This window comes from Caulobacter segnis, from assembly GCF_023935105.1.
In the GTDB taxonomy this organism is placed as follows: domain Bacteria; phylum Pseudomonadota; class Alphaproteobacteria; order Caulobacterales; family Caulobacteraceae; genus Caulobacter; species Caulobacter segnis_B.
The window spans coordinates 1211533-1228820 of sequence record NZ_CP096040.1 but is presented as its reverse complement, the minus strand read 5'-3'; the positions used below and the strand labels follow the sequence as shown (position 1 = coordinate 1228820).

Sequence of the window (17288 nt, the reverse complement as noted above, 5' to 3'; positions counted from 1 at the left end):
AGCGTTCAGACAACGCCACAGGGCCAGCAACACCCCATCTCGTGTCATCCCGGCCGTAGCGCAAGCGCGGAGAGCCGGGATGACACGGATGGAGTCCGTTCTGGGAGGCGGGCCCCTCCCTATCTCCAAGAGAGAGGGAGTTTGGCCATTTACTGCAGGGTCGCCTTGCCGAACGACAGCTGGCCGTCCGCGACGCCGACGGCGATGACGCCGCCGTCCTCGATCTCGCCGGCCAGCAGCTTGCGGGCGATCGGGTCGACCAGCTCCTTCTGGATCACGCGCTTGAGGGGGCGCGCGCCATAGACCGGGTCATAGCCCTTGTCGGCGATCCAGTTCAGGGCCTCGGCGTCGATCGACAGCGTCATGCGGCGGTCGGTCAGCAGCTTCTCGACCCGTTGCAGCTGGATCTTGACGATGTCGCCCATGTGCGCGCGGCTGAGGCGCTTGAACAGGATGATTTCGTCGATCCGGTTGAGGAACTCGGGGCGGAAGTGGCCGCGCACCATGTTCATCACCATCGGCCGGACGGCCTCGACGTCCTCACCCTCTTCCTGGTTGGCCAGGAACTCGGCGCCCAGGTTGCTGGTCATGATGATCAGCGTGTTGCGGAAGTCGACCGTACGCCCCTGGCCGTCGGTCAGGCGACCGTCGTCCAGCACCTGCAGCAGCACGTTGAAGACGTCCGGATGGGCCTTCTCGATCTCGTCGAACAGCACGACCTGGTACGGACGCCGGCGCACGGCCTCCGTCAGCGCCCCGCCCTCGTCGTAGCCGACATAGCCGGGAGGCGCGCCGATCAGCCGGCTGACCGAGTGCTTTTCCATGTACTCGGACATGTCCATGCGGGTGATGGCGTGCTCGTCGGCGAACAGGAACTCGGCCAGGCTCTTGGTCAGCTCGGTCTTGCCCACGCCCGTCGGGCCCAGGAACAGGAAGCTGCCGATCGGCTTGGACGGATCCTGCAGGCCGGCCCGCGCGCGGCGGACGGCGTCGGAAACGGCGGCCAGCGCCTCGTCCTGGCCGACCACGCGACCGCGCAGCTCGTCCTCCATCTTCAAGAGCTTCTCGCGCTCGCCTTCCAGCATCTTCTCGACCGGCACGCCGGTCCAGCGGCTGACCACGGCGGCGATCTGCTCGGCGTCGACGACCTCGGGCGTCAGGGCCTGGGTGTCGCCCTGCTCGGCTTCCTCCAGGCGGCGCTCCAGGGCCGGGATCTCGCCGTACTGGATCTGGCCGGCGCGGGCGAAGTCGCCGGCGCGCTGGGCGTTGGCCAGGTCGGCGCGCAGGCGATCGAGGGCCTCGCGGGCTTGCGCCGCGCCGCCGACCTTTTCCTTTTCGGCCTTCCACTTGGCGGTCATCTCGTCGCTGCGGAACTGCAGGTCGTCCACTTCGACTTCCAGGTTTTCGAGGCGCTGCCTCGAGGCGCTGTCGGTTTCCTTGGACAGGGCCTCGCGCTCGATCTTCAGCTGCACCAGGCGGCGGTCGATCTCGTCCAGCTCTTCCGGCTTTGAGTCGATCGCCATGCGCACGCGGCTGGAGGCCTCGTCCACGAGATCGATCGCCTTGTCCGGCAGGAAGCGGTCGGCGATGTAGCGGTTGCTGAGCGTCGCGGCGGCCACGATGGCGCTGTCCGAGATGCGCACCCCGTGGTGGACCTCGTACTTCTCCTTCAGGCCGCGCAGGATCGAGATGGTGTCCTCGACCGTCGGCTCCTGCACGAACACCGGCTGGAAGCGACGGGCCAGGGCCGCGTCCTTCTCGACGTGCTTGCGGTACTCGTCCAGCGTGGTGGCGCCGACGCAGTGCAGCTCGCCGCGCGCCAGGGCGGGCTTCAGGAGGTTGGAGGCGTCCATCGCCCCGTCCGACTTGCCGGCCCCGACCAGGGTGTGCATCTCGTCGATGAACAGGATGATCGAGCCCTCGGCGGCGGTGACCTCGGCCAGCACGGCCTTGAGCCGTTCCTCGAATTCGCCGCGATACTTCGCGCCGGCGATCAGGCTGCCCATGTCCAGCGACAGCAGCTTCTTGTCCTTCAGGCTCTCGGGCACGTCGCCGTTGATGATGCGCAGCGCCAGGCCTTCGACGATGGCGGTCTTGCCGACGCCGGGCTCGCCGATCAGGACGGGGTTGTTCTTGGTGCGGCGCGACAGGACCTGGATCGTGCGGCGGATTTCCTCGTCGCGGCCGATCACCGGATCCAGCTTGCCGTCGCGGGCCGCCGCCGTCAGGTCGCGGGCGTAGCGCTTCAGCGCCTCGTAGCCTTCCTCGGCGTTGGCGTTGTCGGCGGTGCGGCCCTTGCGGATGGCGTTGGCGGCGGTCTCCAGGGCCTGGGCCGAGGCGCCGGCCTCCTTGAACAGCTTGGCCGCGTCGCCGCCTTCCTTGGCGACGGCGATCAGCAGGCGCTCGGTGGTGACGAAGGCGTCGCCCGCCGCCTTGGCGGCCTTCTCGGCCTCGGCGAAGACGCGGGCGGTGTCGGGCTTCATGTACAGCTGGCCGCCGGCGCCGTCGACGCGCGGGGTCTTGGCCAGCAGGGTCTCGACGCCGCCGTCCAATTGGTCGGGGCGGCCGCCGGCGCTCTGGATCAGGGCGCGGGAAAGGCCGTCCTTCTCCTCGAGCAGGACCTTGAGGATGTGTTCGGGCGCGAACTGCTGATGGCCTCGCGCGAGGGCCAGGCTCTGGGCCGACTGGACCGCCTGTTTGGCGCGGTCCGAATAGAGATCGATGTTCATGGTGTCCCCTTCCTAGGCGGATCGGGGCGCGCCGCCTTGATCAAGCACAGCACGCTCCGAGAGGGCATTTAGGTGTGGCGGATCAGCCACACAAGGCCTACCAACCCCGGCTGGTCAGATATCGTTCCAGCTCGGAAATCCGCACCGCGTCCGAGGGGTGGGTCGAGCCCAGCGCGTCGCCGCCCTTGCTGCCCTGGGCCTCGTCGAGCGCCTCCATGCTCTTCCACAGCGCCACCGCCTCGCGCGGGCGGTAGCCGGCGCGGGCCATGAAGTCGACGCCCAGGCGGTCGGCTTCCAGCTCCTGCTTGCGCGAGAACGGCAGCAGCACGCCGTACTTGGCCGCCTCGCCGCCGTGATCCTTCAAGAGCTTGCCCAGGTCGCTGCCCCCGGCCGCCGCCCCGGCGATGCCCAGCAGGATGCGCGAGGTCCGCTCCTGCGAGACGCGCTCGGCGGCGTGGTGGGCGACGACGTGGCCGGCCTCGTGGCCGATCACGGCGGCCAGCTGGTCGTCGTTCTTGACCAGGGCCAGCAGGCCCACGGTCACCCCGACGTGACCGCCGGGCAGCACGAAGGCGTTGGGCGCCTCGTCCAGGAACACCGCGTAGTCCCACGGCCGGTTGGCCAGGCCCGCCGCCGCGATCACCCGCTCGCCCACGGCCTGGACGCGGGCGTTCTTGCGCGGCTCCTTGGACACGTAGCTCTGGCGCAGGGTGTCGGCCCAGGCCTTCTCGCCGTCGCGGGCCAGGCTGTCGTCATTGACGATCAGCAGCTGGTCGCGGCCCAGGTCGGCATTGTAGGCGCAGCCCGACACCATGCAGGCGGCGGCCAGAAGCAAAGGCAGGGTCAGGCGGGCGAGGATGGCCATGAAGCTCGGCTATGTTTCAAACGCGACATACGCCTTATCGACGGCCGCATTGCGGCGCGCAACCGCCAGAGCTTGACCTTACCGGTTTGTCATCCGTCAGCGCCGCAGTTCCAGGATGTCCAGCTTCGACTCCTGCCTGGGCCACGGCAGGACCAGGCGATAGCGGCCCGCGCCGATCCGCTCGAACACCCCGACCTGGTCGCGGTCGGCGTCGCGGCCGTAGCGGGCCCGGCCCTCGCCCGTGCCCCAGGCGACCGCGCCCAGGAACACCAGGCGCCTGGACGCTTCGGGATAGAGGTTGCCGGCCTGGCGCTGCGAGCCGGTGGTCTTCTCCAGGACGAGGTCGCCGCCCGGCGTCAGCGCGACGCGGCAGCGGAACCAGCCATAGGCGACGTAGGAGGGACCCGATCCCGGCGAGCCCAGCTTGACGGTCCGGCAGCGATAGCCGCCCGGCGTCGGCTGGGGCCGGGCCAGGGCGGCGCGCGGGTCGACCAGCGCCCCCAGGGCCCGCAGCTCCCGACCATGCCCCTCGCCCCGCGCCTGCGACAGCGCCGCGTCCCAGGCCTCGTCCAGCCGCTCCAGCCGTCGGATGTCGTCGCGGCGGGCGTCGGCGCGCCAGTCGCCCGAAGCGGCCAGGGCCGGGCTGGCGGCGAGCAGGGAAAGGACGACGGCGGTCGCGGCGCGCATGGGCGGCTCCTGGGACGTTGAGGTCAGAAGCTAACGCCGCGCGGATGGCGAGAGTTCGACTACCGGCACCCCCGCCGTCGCAGCCCGTCCATCGCCTCGGCCAGCTTGCCGCCCAGCTCCCGCTGGCCGGCGGTCGTCAGGTGCAGGGTGTCGGCCTTCAGCGGCAGCCCCTGGGCCGAGACCATGGCCACGCAGGCGGGCATGGGCCCGGCCTGGACCGCCTGGATCGCCGCCCAGGACGGATAGGTGCGCGGCGCGCTGACCTCGGGCGACGGCGGGTTGGCCAGCTGGACCAGCACCAGCGGCAGGCGCTTGGTCTTCAGATCGCCCCGGAACCGGGCGACCAGCGCCTCGAAGCTCTCGCGCCAGCCGGCGGCGGAGTCGGCGCGGCCGGCGTCGCTCTCGCCCTGGTACCAGAGGATCCCCCGGACCTTGCCGCCGACCTCGCGGACCCGCGCCAGGCAGGAACCGTAGAGGGTGTCTCGCCCTTCGCCCGGCTTCCATTGCCCGATCGACGAGCCGCCCTTGGCGCAGGGGACCATCAGGATCGGCCGGCCGTTCAGTCCGCGCAGGGTCCGGGCGAAGAACAACCCCGGCCCGACCGCCGCTTGGACGTCGGTCGAGACCGCGTCGACCTGGCCCGTCGGATCGTCCAGCGGATCCAGCGCCGGCCGGGTCACGCCGTCGTTGCCGTACAGCCGGATGGCCGGGTCGGCGACCCGCTCCTCGGGCGTCAGCTCCTCCAGAAGGCCCCGTCCCGACATGTTGGACTGGCCGGTCAGCAGATAGACGTCGGGCCCCTTCGTGGACGTGGAGCGGGCGGCGACGGCCGGCGTGGCCAGGACGGCGACGCAGGCGACCAGCAGCAGGCGACGCATCCTAACGGCCCTTGGCCGGCGTCAGGATCGACAGCGGGATCGCCGCGGCCATGGCGCGATAGCCGGCCGGCGACGGGTGCAGCAGGTCGCCGCTGTCGTACTCGGCCTTCAGCCGCTCGGGATGGGCCGGGTCGCGGGTGGCGGCGTCGAAGTCGACCACCGCGTCGAACGCGCCCGAGGTCCGGATCCAGGCGTTGACCGCCTGACGATCGGCGTCGGCGTCCGCGTCGGAGCGGTAGGTCTTGGTCCCGCCGAACGGCAGGATGGTCGCCCCGACCACGCGGATGCCCAGGCCGTGGGCGCGCTCGATCACCTGGCGGTAGCCGGCCTTCAGGCCCTCGACCACCGCCTGGCGGCCTTCCGCGGTCACCGGTCCCTCGCGCGACAGCATGCCGATGTCGTTGACCCCGATCAGCACGATCAGGGTCGTGACGCCCGGCTGCGAGAACACGTCGCGGTCCAGCCGCGCAAGGCCGCTGGGGCTGGAGCCGTCCTTGAGCAGGCGGTTGGCCCCGACGCCGGCGTTGATCACCGACAGGCCGCGCGTCCCGGGATCGGCCCGCAGTCGCTCGGCCAGCACGTCGGGCCAGCGCTCGTAGCGGTTCACGCCGGCACCCGCGCCGTCGGTGATCGAGTCGCCGAAGGTGGCGACCGCCGAGACCTTGGCGTTGTCGACCTCGACCCCGGCCAGTTGCAGCCACATCAGGGTGGTGGCCGCGCCCGGCAGGTCGGCGGCGGCGGGCGTCGCCCCGGCGGCCAGATAGGTGGTGGTGCGGGCCGAGCGGTGCTGGGTCGACAGGCCTGGCGCCTGGGGCAGGACCAGGCTGACGGCCAGGCGGTCCAGGGCCTTCACCGGCAGGGCGATCGGGTCGGACAGCCAGACCGCGCCGGGCGGGATGATCACGCGCTCGCGGCCGTCGAACGTGGCCTTGCGGTCGCTGCCGGCGACGATGGCGGCGCTTTCGGGCGCGACAGACAAGGCCACGTGCGCGGCGTCGATGCGCAGCGGCGTTGTCCCGAAGGCGTTGGACAGGCGCAGCCGCACGCGCGGCCCGCCGGCGGTCAGGCGCACCACCTCGCGGATCGTGAACGGGCCTTCCGGAAACGGCGGCGGCTTGTCGGCGTCGGCCGAGACCAGACCGGTCGACCAGGCGCTGACCCAGGGCGACAGCCGCTCGCCCCCCATGGCCCCGGCGCCCGCGCCCGTCGCCAGCAACAGCGCGCCCGCCAGCGCCAGCATCGTCCGCTTCATGGTGCCTCCCCGATCCGTTGGCGGGGACCTTAACGCACCGCGCCGATCGAGAAATCCCACAAATCGGACGATGCCGTCATCATGTGAAATCGAAACCGCAGCCGGTTGGCATTTATCGGTGCCGACCAGGGCAGCAGTCCCTCGCGCCGGCCTTGGATGCGGACGCGGCAAGGTCGCGACGCCACGGTGGGTGGAGTGGTTCCTTTCGACTCCTCGCTGACATTCGTGGGATCCGCCTAGGCGTGCTGATTCAAGACCTGAACCTGGCGCTGTTTTCCGCCCGTGATCTACTGGACATCGGCCAAGAGCTTGTGATTGATCTGTGCGGGGAAAGATGCCCAGCCGGGATCACGATGAGACATCTTCTTCGAGCAGTGGCTGTGGGGATTGCGTTTACCGCCGCGAGCATACCGCTTCACGCCAACGCCCAAACGCCGACAGCCATTCAGCTTCGAGGTGATCTGACACAGGCCGACGCCGCCAAGATCATCGCCGTCGTGAAAGCAGCACAAGCAAAACTGAGGGGCGGCGAAAGCTTATATTTCGAACTCCTGTCGGGCGCGCCCGCTTCCTACGAGCAGACCAAAATCGCGCCCCGCGATGTCTTCCTTGCACTGTCGTTCGAAGATCCATTCTCGATAGAATACAGGTCGACTGGCAATCGCCTCTGGCAGCCTTACCGTTTTGAGATCAGGGGCGAGCGAGCGCTTGTCTGGCAGGTCGATGTGGTCCTTGGGATCAATGGCAATTTGGAACGGATCGAAATTCTGGCGCGGCCGCCCCACCCGTTCTGAAGGCTAGGTCCGCCTGCAGATCGTCGCCGATTTTTGCTTTCGACCCTTCTCGGATTTTCGGAAAGTCGGCTAGCTGGCCGTCTCGTGTCGCATCGCCTCGGCGCCGAGCACCACCTGCTCGGGAATCCGCCCATCTGATTTCCGCTCGCTGTAGCGATCGACGAGATAGTCGGCCCGGTCGCGGGTCAGCAGGGTGAACTTGACGAGCTCCTCCATGACGTCGACGACACGGTCGTAGTAGCTGGACGGTTTCATGCGGTCGTCGTCGTCGAACTCCTTGTAGGCCATGGCCACCGACGACTGATTGGGGATTGTGATCATCCGCATCCAGCGTCCTAGCAGGCGCAGGGTGTTGACGGCGTTGAACGACTGGGAGCCGCCGCTGACCTGCATGATGGCCAGGGTCTTGCCCTGGGTGGGCCGGATACTGCCGATCTCCAGCGGAATCCAGTCGATCTGGGCCTTCATGATCCCGGAGATCGCGCCATGCCTTTCCGGGCTGCACCACACCTGGCCTTCCGACCACTGCGACAACGCCCGCAGCTCCTGGACCTTCGGGTGGTCCGGGCCGGTGGCGTCGGGCAGCGGCAGGTCACGCGGATCGAAGACGCGGGTCTCGCACCCCAGGGCCTCGAGGATATGCGCGGCCTCCTCGACCAGCAGGCGGCTGAATGAGCGCGCACGCAGAGAACCGTAGAGCAACAGGATGCGCGGCGGATGCGTTACCGGGGCCGCCACCTCCAGCCGGTCGTGATCGACCTGGGCGAGGTACTTGGCGTCGAGGGCGGGAAACTCGGTCACGGGGAACTCCAACGCGGCCATTGAACTATCGAATAATTCGAGCATATTGGAAATATGGAATCAAAGGCCGCTGTCAATATGCTCTCCGCCCTCGGTCACGAGGGACGCCTGGCGATCTTCCGTCTGCTGGTAAAGGCCGGTCCGGACGGGATCGCGGCGGGCGAGATCGCACGCACGCTGGACGTCCTCCCCAACAGCCTGTCGGCCAATCTCAACATTCTGTCCCATGCCGGCCTGATCGCCTCGCGGCGCGACGGGCGGTCGATCATCTATTCGGCGGACTACGGCGCGATGAGCGGGATGCTGGGCTTCCTGATGGAGGACTGCTGCAACGGCGCGCCCGAAATCTGCGCGCCGCTGGGCTCGATTCTAGCCCGCGTGAAGGCCTGCGCGCCTGGCTCGACCTGCTGATCATGGAAGTCTTCAGCATGTCTCGGCGGCTGGTGGCGGAAGGCCTCGGCGCGGCCTTGCTGTTGGCCGTGGTGATCGGCTCGGGGATCATGGGCGAGCGCCTAGCGGGCGGGAATGTCGCCATCGCCCTGCTGGGCAACACGCTGGCGACCGGCGCGGCCTTGGTCGTTCTGGTCGGTGTGTTCGGTCCGATCTCCGGCGCCCATCTCAATCCGGCGGTGACCTTGGTCGCGGCCCTGCGGCGGGACCTGCCGTGGCGGCTGGCGCTGGCCTATCCGATCGCCCAGGTCGTCGGCGCGGTGCTGGGCGTCTGGATCGCCCACGCCATGTTCGGTGAGCCGATCCTGCAGGTCTCGACCAAGCTGCGGAACGGTGGGGCGCTAGCTTTCTCGGAAGTCGTGGCGACATTCGGCCTGGTCGCGACGATCCTCGGAACGGTCCGGTTCAGGCCCGAAGCTACGCCGATGGCGGTCGGTCTCTACATCACCGCCGCCTACTGGTTCACAGCCTCGACCTCGTTCGCCAATCCAGCGGTGACGATCGCGCGGAGCCTGTCGGACACCTTCGCCGGCATCGCGCCGTCCAGCACGCCGGCCTTCATCCTCGCCCAGATCGTCGGCGCGCTGCTCGCGGCCGGCGTCTTCGGCTGGCTTCTCAAAACGGAAACGACCTCATGAGCGACGCCGACTTCCCGATCACCATCTTCCACAACCCGGCCTGTGGCACCTCGCGAAACACCGTCGCCATGGTCGAGGCCGCCGGCTACCAGCCGAAGGTGGTCGAGTATCTAAGGGAAGGTTGGACCCACGATCAGCTTCGGGAACTGGCCGGTGCGGCGGGCCTGACCTTTCACCAGCTCATGCGCCAGAAGGGGACGCCGGCCGAGGAACTGGGCCTCCTGGCCGACGACGTCAGCGAGGGCCGCATCCTCGACGCCATGGTCGAGAATCCGATCCTGGTGAACCGACCCATCGTTGTGACGCCGAACGGCGTGAAGCTGTGTCGACCGTCCGAAGTCGTGCTCGATCTGCTGGACCGCAAGCCCGACTGTTTCACGAAGGAAGACGGTGAGGTCGTGCAGCTCTGATCGTCTAGTTCTGAGTGGGAGGCCAATGGCGGCTCACGACCCGTTGCGGACGTCGCGTACCGCTTCTCGCGAGCTGAGTGTAGTAGCCGATCGTGGCGACGGGAGCCCGGCGCCCATGCCTCGACTCGAAGGCCAACTCACCGCCCAACGAAAAAGGGAGCCGCTTTCACGGCTCCCTTTCGTAAGGTCGATCACACGACGCGGATCAGGCGTCCTCGGACTCCGAACCGGCCGGCGCGCCTTCGCCCGCCTCGAAGCTGCGCGGGGCGCGGCGGCGGCGGGGCTTCTTGACCTCTTCACCGCCTTCGGCCGCGGGGGCCTCGGCGGCCGGGGCCGGTTCGGCGGCAGCGGCAGCGGCAGCGGTGGCGCGCGTGGACTTGCGGCCGAGGAAGGCCGGGGCCTCGCTGACGGCGCCGTCCTGGCCACGCAGCACGGGCGAGCCTTCGCCGGCCGGCGCGTCGCTGGACGACGGCAAGGGCGAGGCTTCCGGCTCGATCACGGCCAGCGGGTCGCGCTCGCCGCGCGGCTGCCAGTCGCGATCGCGATTGCGGTTCCGGTCACGGCGGCGGCCTTCGCGGAACTCGCCGTCGCCTTGCGGCTGCTCGCCCTCGGCGGCGGCCGCACGGTCGTCACGGGGACGGTCTTCACGGGGACGATCATCGCGCGGGCGGTCGTCACGATCGCGGAAGCGGTCCTCGCGCGGGCGATCATCACGGGGACGGTCGTCGCGAGGCCGGTCTTCACGCGGGCGGTCGTCGCGGGGACGATCATCGCGATTGCGGTCGCGGTCGTCGCGGTCGCGCCAGCGGTCCCGACGACCTTCGCCATCGCGGCCATCGCGGTTGCGGTCGTCGCGGTTGCGGTCACGATCCCGGTTGCGATCGCGGTCGCGGCTCTCGAAACGGTCGCGGCGCTGCTCGCCGTCGCCCTCGCCGCCTTCGCCCTGGCTTTCGGTCTGGGCCGGGGTCTCGACGACCTCGGGCTCTTCCGGCGGCTCGGCCTCGAAGTCGATCTCGTAGGCGGCGTAGACGTCCTTGCCGACGATGTCCGCCACCGGACGATTCGGCTGGATCGCCCGCAGGACGCGGAAATAGTGCTCGGCGTGCTGCAGGTAGTTCTCGGCCAGCACGCGGTCGCCGGACGACGAGGCGTCGCGGGCCAGCTGCTGGTACTTCTCGTAGACGCTCTGGGCCGCGCCGCGCACCTTGACGCCCTCGGGGCCGTTCGAGTCGAAGGCGCGGTTAGCGTTGTGCTGCTGAGGCTTGCCGCCGTTGCCACCGCGATTGTTGCGGCCGCGTTGGCGCTTCATGCCTTTGAAATCTCTCATGTTCTCTTCTGAACCTGTCCGGAGGTCAGTCTTATGCTGGCGCGTCCGGCCTTGCTGGTCTCTGGGCGGGTCGAACCCTGGGTGAGTCTCAGAGACACTGGTTTCCGTAGAGCCCCCGCCCTGCTCTTTGCGGCGCGGCGACCGGCGGACCGGGCGCGCCTGCCGGGGGAGCCTCGCCAACGCTTGAAGCGTTCGCTTTTCCCGTCACCCGGCGATCTGGAAGGAGACATGACTCGTCTAACGGTTCACGCCCCGGTTTCCAAGGGATTTTTCACCCCGACCACAACGCGGTCGTGCGTCGACAGGTCCTTGACCGTGCGGACCTCTTGCGCGCCGGCGGCGGAGAACAAGGCTTCGACGTCCTTGGACTGGTCGTAGCCGATCTCGACGGCGAACATGCCGCCGGGCTTCAGCACCCGCAGGATCTCGGGGGCCAGCAGGCGATAGGCGTCCAGGCCGTCGGCCCCGCCGTCCAGGGCCAGGCGCGGTTCGTGGTCGCGAACCTCGGGCTCCAGGGTGTCGATCACCGCCGTCGGGATGTAGGGCGGGTTGGAAACGACCAGGTCGAAGTTCGCGTCGCCCAGCCCCGCCGTCCAGTCGCCGTGCATCAGGGCGGCGCGATTGTTCAGGTCCAGGTTGGCGGCGTTGTCCCGCGCCACGGCGAGGGCCTCGCTGGAGGCGTCGACGCCCAGGCCCTTGGCGGCCGGACGCTCGGCCAGCACCGCCAGCAGGATGGTGCCCGAGCCGACGCCCAGGTCCAGCATCGAGAACGGCATCTGCTCGGGGAAGGCCTTGAGCACCTCGTCGACGATCACCTCGGTCTCGGGACGCGGGGTCAGGACGTCCTTGTTGACCTGCAGCAGGATCTTCCAGAAGCCCTTGCGGCCGATGATGTGGCTGACCGGCTCGCGCCGGGCCCGGCGGGCCAGGTACTCGTCCAGCGTGGCGACCTGCGCCTCGGTGAGCTCGCGGTAGGGATCGGTCACGATCTCGGTGCGGGTGACATTGGCGGCCACCTCCAGCATCAGGCGCGCGTCGATCGACGGCTGATCGATGCCGGCGTCCTTCAGACGATCCTTGGCGGCGGTCCAGGCTTTGACGAGGGTCAGGGTCATGGGCGGGGTTTAGCGCTTTGAGGTTGGGGTGGCGAGATTGAATGGGGTACCAGTTTTTGGTATCCTGCCAACAACTGGAGCGCGTGATGAGCAAGAACACTTCTATCGTGCTTAGCGAGCACTTTCAGTCCTTCATCTCGGACCAGATCGAAGAAGGACGCTACGGTTCAGCCAGTGAGGTCGTCCGCGCGGGCCTTCGTCTGCTGGAAGATCGCGAGATGCGATTGGCTCGGCTACGCGCGGCGCTCATCGAGGGCGAACAAAGCGGGCTCGCCGAAGAGTTCGATCTTGACGCTTATATCGCTGAGAAAGCCAGGGAAGAGGGCATCGAAGAGTGAGCGGCTACAGGCTCACGCCCAGAGCACAACGCGACTTCGACGAGATCTGGGTTTATTCAAGAGCCCAATGGGGCGCGCGGCGAGCGCTTAGCTACTTACAAGACATTCGAGCCACGATTGGACTGGTGGCCGCGAACCCCGACCTAAGCCCGATCAATGACGATTTGCCGAACGGCTACCGGCAACGTTCAGCCGGCTCGCATTTCATCTTCTATAAGCGGCGGGAAACATTCATCGAAATCGTCCGCATATTGCATCAGAACATGGACATCGAATCCCATCTGTCCTGAGGGTCACCCCACCGCCACTCCATCCCCCTCCCGCACTTCACCGCCCCCGGTGATGTTCAGATAGATCCCGCAGAACATGTGGCCGTAGGTGTCGAACAGGGCCTTGACCAGTTCGACGTCGCGCTCGGCCGTGGTCGGGTCGACGTGGGTGGCGGCGCAGCGGACAATGGGCTTGAGGACGTCGGCGGTCGCGCCGCCGACGGTCAGGGTCCGGCCGGTCCAGTCGTTCTCGACCCAGGCCGGCCAGCCTTCGACATAGAGATTGGCGCGGAAGCGCAGCGGATCAAGGGTCATGCCTAGGCGCTGGCCAAGATCGCGCACGCTGGCCAGGTTGACGATCGAGACGTAGCCGGACTTGCTGTCCATGAACCGGTGCGCGCCCGGCCCCTCGATCACCCTGAGCGGCCCGGTGATCTCGCCGTCCAGCAAGGCGGCCAGCCAGGTCTCCAGCCCCGCGCGCCCCGCGTCCGTCCGCAGGTCGCCGGCGAAGTCGGGCCGCCCCTCGGCCTTGGCGCTGAACACGCCGGTCGCCTCGTCATAGGCCGTGCGGGCCTTGGCGACGGCGGGGATCTTGGCCAGCACCGTGAACTTCATCTTCGAGATATGGCCCGGGGCGGCGGGGTCGAAACCGCTGGGCCCGTCCTCGACCGCGTACAGTCGGTCGCACGGGAAACACGCCCCGGCCTCGAGAATAGCCGAGGTCAGCCGTTCGGGCGTGAAACCCTTGACGGGGTGGCGATAGATCGAGGCGATGCGGGCGTCCATGGCGCGCAAGATTGTGGACGACTCGGCCCAAGGCAAGGCTTGCGCGGAACGGAGCCGAACCGGCGGGGTTTCCATGGCCTGGAGGGCGTTCCATGACCGACGCTTCGCCGCGTCCGATCCTGTCCTGGCTGAAATCGCGTCCCTACCACCTGGCGCCGTGGATCGTGCTGTTGGCGGTGACGCCGTTCGCCTTGCCCAGGAAACAGGTCGAGGACCACATCGACGCCCCTCCGGGCCTGTCGGAAGACCGCGCCATGCCGCCGGCCGACTTCGACCAGGCCGAGCCGCGCCGGGGCCGCGCCGCCCGCCACCCCGGCCACATCCCGCTGCTGGGCTGGCGCGACATCCTGTGGCGCACCTGGCGCGAGATCAGCGTCGACCGCCTGCCGGCCGTGGCCGGGGGCGTGACCTTCTACACCCTGCTGGCCCTGTTTCCGGCCATCGGCGCTTTCGTGTCGATGTACGGTCTGTTCGCCGACGTGCGCACCGTCGAGGAGCAGCTGCGCGGCATGCGCGGGGTGTTTCCCGCCAGCGTCGTCCAGATCGTCGGCGAGCAGATGCTGCGGCTGGCCAGCCAGGGCCAGGCCAAGCTGGGCGTGGCCTTCGCCTTCAGCTTGCTTCTGTCGATCTGGAGCGCCAACGCCAGCATGCGGGCGCTCTTCGACGGGCTGAACATCGCCTATGACGAGGACGAGAAACGGCACCTGATCCGGCGCACCCTGCTCAGCTACCTCTTCACCGTCTGCGCCCTGCTGTACGCGGCGGTCGCCTCGGGCGTGCTGATCGTCACGCCGCTGTTGCTGGAGGCCGCCCGCCTCTCGGCGCTGGACGGGATCGTCTCGCCGATCCGCTGGCTGATCGTGATGGCCATGACCGCCATGGCCTTCGCCGTGCTGTACCGCTTCGGGCCCAGCCGGGCCCAGGCCCGGTGGCGCTGGGTGTGGATCGGGGCGGGCGCGGCCTCGGCCGGATGGCTGGCCGGCTCGCTGGGCTTCTCGATCTACGTCAACCGCATCGCCCACTACGACGCCACCTACGGCCCGCTGGGGGCGGTGATCGCCTTCATGGTCTGGGTGTGGTTCTCGATCATGGCCATCCTGGTCGGGGCAGAGCTGAACGCCGAGATCGAGCACCAGACCGCCGTCGACTCCACCACCGGGCCCGAGCGCCCGATGGGCGCGCGCGGCGCGGCCATGGCCGACACGGTCGGGCTGGCGTTCCATCCCTGGGAGATGATCAAGCGCGAGGCCGGCGGCGTGAAGCGGATGGCCGGCGGAGCCTGGAAGAAGGTCCGGGGGCGCTAGAGCCTAGGCCACCGGTCCCGTCTTGGGCTGGATCCGCGACGGCTTCACCGCCCGCAGCGCGAACTTGAAGGTCTCGCCGTCGTCCTGGGTGAACGGCATGTCGAAGTCGGCCTGATAGACCGCGCGATAGTCGGTCAGCGAGGTGATCCCGACCTGGGCGTACTGCGGCTGCTGCAGGAAGATCAGGCTTTCCGGCTGGATCACCCGCGTATGGCCCGGATCGCCCCACACCCAGCGCGACGACATCGACGGGCAGGTCGCGCACAGCAGGCCGCCGGGCTTGAGGATGCGCCAGAACTCGCTGAACTGCGCGAAGAAGAACCGCCAGTCGCCCTGCTGTCCCGTGTGTTCCAGCACCTCGTAGGCGTGGACCTCGTCGAAATGGTCGTCCGCGAACGGATAGGGCATGACGTTGAGGTCGTGGATGATGTCCGCCCCGGCGTGCGGGTCGATATCCAGGGTGGTGAGGTCCTTCCACGCCCAGTCGGACAGATCGCCCACCCGCTTGTCGCGACTGTTGCCGCAGCCGATCAGCAGCTCAGGCATCCGTTTCCCCACTCGCATCCAGCCGCGCCGGCCACGACCGGACGCTAAGCGATTCTCCGGCCGCTTGGCTTGCGGCGTTCGGCGTGGCTTAAACGGGACCATGCTGATCGCCCCCGCGCAAGACCACGAACTGGCCGCCCTGGCCGTCCTCGTCAACTCGGCCTATCGCGGCGAGCTCGCGACCAAGGGCTGGACCAGCGAGAGCTATCTGCTGGGCGGCCAGCGCACGGACGCGGCGTCCCTGCGGGCCGACCTGGCGGCCAATCCCGGTTCCGCCCTGCTGACCCTGCGCGACGCCGAGGGCGACACGCCGCACGCCTGCGTGTGGGTCCAGCCCCCGAACGGCGAGGGCGAGGCCGACGCCTGGTACGTCGGCATGGTCACCGTCTCGCCCCTGCGTCAGGCCGGCGGCATCGGCCGGACCATGCTGGAGGCCGCCGAGGCCTATGCCCGCGCGCGCGGCGGCAAGTCCATGGAGATGACCGTCATCTCGGTGCGCGACACCCTGATCGCCTGGTACGAGCGGCGCGGCTACCGCCTGACCGGCCAGACCGAGCCCTTCCCCTACGGCGACGAACGCTTCGGCGTGCCGCAGAGGGACGACCTGCATTTCGTGGTGATGGAAAAGGCGCTGTAGAGGCGCTATCGTCCTGGGACACGCCGCCTTCGGCGAGGATCCCCCCACACACATGCGACGCTACATCCTGACCGGCGCCCCGGGCGCTGGGAAAACCGTGCTGCTGCGCGCCCTGGAGCGCGCCGGCCATGTCGTGGTCGAGGAGGCCGCGACCGACGTCATCGCCCTCGCCCAGGCCGAGGGCGTGGCCGAGCCCTGGACCGATCCGGGCTTCGTCGACGCCATCGTCGCCCTGCAGCGACAACGCCAGGCGCGGGCCAGCGGCGACCTCGTGTTCTTCGACCGCTCGCCGGTCTGCGCCCTGGCCCTGGCGCGGTTCCTGGGTCATCCGGTCTCGGCCCTGCTGCGCGCGGAACTCGACCGGATCGCGGCCGAGGACGTCTATCGGCGTTGCGTGTTCCTGGTGCGCAGCCTCGGCTTCATCACGCCGACGGCGGCGCGTCGGATCGGGCTGGAAGAGGCGCGGGCCTTCGAGCGGACGCATGAAGAGGCCTATGCCGAGCTGGGGTTCGAGCTGGTTCCCGTGGCGCCAGGATCGGTCGCCGAGCGGGTGGAGGCGGTATTGGCGGGGCTTGATTGAAGCCAGAGCGTCCGCCTCGCGGCGCGGCGGGGTCAGCAGGGATTACCGAAGCTTAATTGGCGGACGCACGGCCCCTCCCCTCACATGCTCGCCACGCTCGTTCAGGACCTTTTCATGTCGCTCACCCTTCGCGCGGCCTTCGGCGTCGCGATCGCCCTCTCCGTCGCCCAAGTCGCCCAAGCCGCCGTGACCCCCGTGCCGGTGGGCCAGCCGCTGGCGCGGTTCGACAAGGTCAAGCCCGCCGTCCACCGCTACCTGCGCTACAAGCAGGTCGGCGACACGATCCAGCCGCTGGACGTCTGGACACGCGAGATCCGCATCGAGCCCGACAAGGCCGGCGTCAGGCGGCTGCACATCGTCCAGCACTGGGACGGCGCGACGCCGGGCGCGGTCAAGACCCTGGACAGCTGGTTCGAGCTAGGCACCTTCCGCCCCTATAGCCACGTCCGCACCACCACCCGCGACGGCCAGACCAAGGTCGAGGGGTTCGACTTCCGCCCCGACCGGGTCGTGGGCCTGCAGGACCTGCCCGGCAACACCCAGGCCGCCTATGACGTCGCCGCGCCCGAGCCGACCTTCAACTTCGAAACCGACACCGAATTCCTGCAGGCCCTGCCGCTGGCCAAGGGCTATGAGGCGCGGATCGTCTTCCACCATCCGGGCGGCGGCCCGCCCGCGCCCTATGTGTTCAAGGTGACGGGCTCGGAAGTCCTGACCAGCTCGGCCGGCGGCAAGGTCGACTGCTGGGTGATGACCACCGACTACAATCACCCCGAATGGAAGCCGGCGACCTTCTGGCTGGCCAAGGACAGCCAGGTGGTGGTCAAGGTCGTCTCGCCCGCCCCGGACGGGTCGACCTGGGTCAAGACGCTGCTGTGGTAG

20 protein-coding genes and 1 pseudogene are annotated in these 17288 nt (G+C 68.8%); 10 read left to right on the top strand and 11 right to left on the bottom strand.

What is annotated here, in order from left to right; all coding sequences use genetic code 11:
* Window positions 1-149: 149 nt before the first annotated feature.
* From clpB to MZV50_RS06050, 5 genes are all read right to left on the bottom strand, one after another.
* Window positions 150-2729: an ATP-dependent chaperone ClpB gene (gene clpB / locus MZV50_RS06070; RefSeq protein ID WP_252633520.1), complete on the bottom strand. Its 2580-nt coding sequence runs from the start codon at window positions 2727-2729 to the stop codon at window positions 150-152.
* A gap of 97 nt (window positions 2730-2826) precedes the next feature.
* The gene (locus tag MZV50_RS06065) at window positions 2827-3594 is read right to left on the bottom strand and encodes a M48 family metallopeptidase (RefSeq protein ID WP_252633519.1); all 768 of its coding nucleotides are present in this window, start codon (window positions 3592-3594) and stop codon (window positions 2827-2829) included.
* Window positions 3595-3690: 96 nt separating this feature from the next.
* A complete protein-coding gene (locus MZV50_RS06060) occupies window positions 3691-4281 on the bottom strand; it encodes a DUF4893 domain-containing protein (protein WP_252633518.1) in 591 nt (196 codons plus the stop codon).
* Window positions 4282-4340: 59 nt separating this feature from the next.
* A complete protein-coding gene (locus tag MZV50_RS06055; RefSeq protein ID WP_252633517.1) occupies window positions 4341-5159 on the bottom strand; it encodes a sialate O-acetylesterase in 819 nt (272 codons plus the stop codon).
* Between the two features lies 1 nt (window position 5160).
* Complete coding sequence (locus MZV50_RS06050) at window positions 5161-6411, bottom strand: SGNH/GDSL hydrolase family protein (protein ID WP_252633516.1); 1251 nt, start codon at window positions 6409-6411, stop codon at window positions 5161-5163.
* Window positions 6412-6653: 242 nt separating this feature from the next.
* Here MZV50_RS06050 and MZV50_RS06045 point away from each other — a divergent pair, with 242 nt between their 5' ends.
* A complete protein-coding gene (locus MZV50_RS06045; RefSeq protein WP_252633515.1) occupies window positions 6654-7205 on the top strand; it encodes a hypothetical protein in 552 nt (183 codons plus the stop codon).
* 69 nt (window positions 7206-7274) lie between these two features.
* Here the strand turns inward: MZV50_RS06045 and arsH are convergent, their stop codons facing one another.
* Window positions 7275-8006, bottom strand: coding sequence for an arsenical resistance protein ArsH (gene arsH / locus MZV50_RS06040; RefSeq protein ID WP_252633514.1), 732 nt, complete (start codon window positions 8004-8006; stop codon window positions 7275-7277).
* A 54-nt stretch (window positions 8007-8060) separates the two neighbouring features.
* On the opposite strand from arsH, the gene MZV50_RS06035 reads away from it, so the two are divergent.
* The 3 genes from MZV50_RS06035 to arsC are packed head-to-tail and all read left to right on the top strand — an operon-like array spanning window position 8061 to window position 9504.
* Window positions 8061-8417 (top strand): ArsR/SmtB family transcription factor, encoded by a 357-nt coding sequence (locus MZV50_RS06035; RefSeq protein ID WP_252633513.1) that lies wholly within the window; start codon window positions 8061-8063, stop codon window positions 8415-8417.
* A gap of 2 nt (window positions 8418-8419) precedes the next feature.
* Window positions 8420-9094, top strand: a complete 675-nt coding sequence (locus MZV50_RS06030) for an MIP/aquaporin family protein (protein WP_252633512.1) — start codon at window positions 8420-8422, stop codon at window positions 9092-9094.
* Complete coding sequence (gene arsC / locus MZV50_RS06025; protein ID WP_252633511.1) at window positions 9091-9504, top strand: arsenate reductase (glutaredoxin); 414 nt, start codon at window positions 9091-9093, stop codon at window positions 9502-9504. The genes MZV50_RS06030 and arsC overlap by 4 nt, the downstream gene beginning before the upstream one ends.
* A gap of 205 nt (window positions 9505-9709) precedes the next feature.
* Here the strand turns inward: arsC and MZV50_RS06020 are convergent, their stop codons facing one another.
* From MZV50_RS06020 to prmC, 3 genes and pseudogenes are all read right to left on the bottom strand, one after another.
* Window positions 9710-10831, bottom strand: a complete 1122-nt coding sequence (locus MZV50_RS06020) for a DUF4167 domain-containing protein (RefSeq protein ID WP_252633510.1) — start codon at window positions 10829-10831, stop codon at window positions 9710-9712.
* A pseudogene (locus MZV50_RS26680) lies at window positions 10828-11039 on the bottom strand (hypothetical protein). Before MZV50_RS26680 ends, MZV50_RS06020 begins: the two are co-directional and overlap by 4 nt.
* Before the next feature lie 37 nt (window positions 11040-11076).
* Window positions 11077-11946, bottom strand: a complete 870-nt coding sequence (gene prmC / locus MZV50_RS06010; protein ID WP_252633509.1) for a peptide chain release factor N(5)-glutamine methyltransferase — start codon at window positions 11944-11946, stop codon at window positions 11077-11079.
* Window positions 11947-12029: 83 nt separating this feature from the next.
* Between prmC and MZV50_RS06005 the strand changes: the two genes are divergently transcribed.
* Both MZV50_RS06005 and MZV50_RS06000 read left to right on the top strand, forming a co-directional pair.
* On the top strand, window positions 12030-12284 hold the full coding sequence (locus MZV50_RS06005; RefSeq protein WP_252635191.1) for a type II toxin-antitoxin system ParD family antitoxin: 255 nt from the start codon (window positions 12030-12032) through the stop codon (window positions 12282-12284).
* A complete protein-coding gene (locus MZV50_RS06000; RefSeq protein WP_252633508.1) occupies window positions 12281-12574 on the top strand; it encodes a type II toxin-antitoxin system RelE/ParE family toxin in 294 nt (97 codons plus the stop codon). The genes MZV50_RS06005 and MZV50_RS06000 overlap by 4 nt, the downstream gene beginning before the upstream one ends.
* 3 nt (window positions 12575-12577) lie before the next feature.
* On the opposite strand, the gene MZV50_RS05995 is transcribed toward MZV50_RS06000, so the two are convergent.
* On the bottom strand, window positions 12578-13339 hold the full coding sequence (locus MZV50_RS05995) for an MOSC domain-containing protein (protein WP_252633507.1): 762 nt from the start codon (window positions 13337-13339) through the stop codon (window positions 12578-12580).
* Window positions 13340-13431: 92 nt separating this feature from the next.
* Between MZV50_RS05995 and MZV50_RS05990 the strand changes: the two genes are divergently transcribed.
* Window positions 13432-14643, top strand: a complete 1212-nt coding sequence (locus tag MZV50_RS05990; RefSeq protein WP_252633506.1) for a YihY/virulence factor BrkB family protein — start codon at window positions 13432-13434, stop codon at window positions 14641-14643.
* 3 nt (window positions 14644-14646) lie between these two features.
* Here the strand turns inward: MZV50_RS05990 and MZV50_RS05985 are convergent, their stop codons facing one another.
* Window positions 14647-15189 (bottom strand): methyltransferase domain-containing protein, encoded by a 543-nt coding sequence (locus MZV50_RS05985; RefSeq protein ID WP_252633505.1) that lies wholly within the window; start codon window positions 15187-15189, stop codon window positions 14647-14649.
* Window positions 15190-15289: 100 nt separating this feature from the next.
* On the opposite strand from MZV50_RS05985, the gene MZV50_RS05980 reads away from it, so the two are divergent.
* From MZV50_RS05980 to MZV50_RS05970, 3 genes are all read left to right on the top strand, one after another.
* Window positions 15290-15826 carry a GNAT family N-acetyltransferase gene (locus tag MZV50_RS05980; protein WP_252633504.1) on the top strand — a complete coding sequence of 179 codons (537 nt, stop codon included), beginning with the start codon at window positions 15290-15292 and terminating at the stop codon, window positions 15824-15826.
* Between the two features lie 52 nt (window positions 15827-15878).
* Window positions 15879-16406: an AAA family ATPase gene (locus tag MZV50_RS05975; RefSeq protein ID WP_354668923.1), complete on the top strand. Its 528-nt coding sequence runs from the start codon at window positions 15879-15881 to the stop codon at window positions 16404-16406.
* A gap of 114 nt (window positions 16407-16520) precedes the next feature.
* Window positions 16521-17288 carry a DUF3108 domain-containing protein gene (locus MZV50_RS05970; protein WP_252633503.1) on the top strand — a complete coding sequence of 256 codons (768 nt, stop codon included), beginning with the start codon at window positions 16521-16523 and terminating at the stop codon, window positions 17286-17288.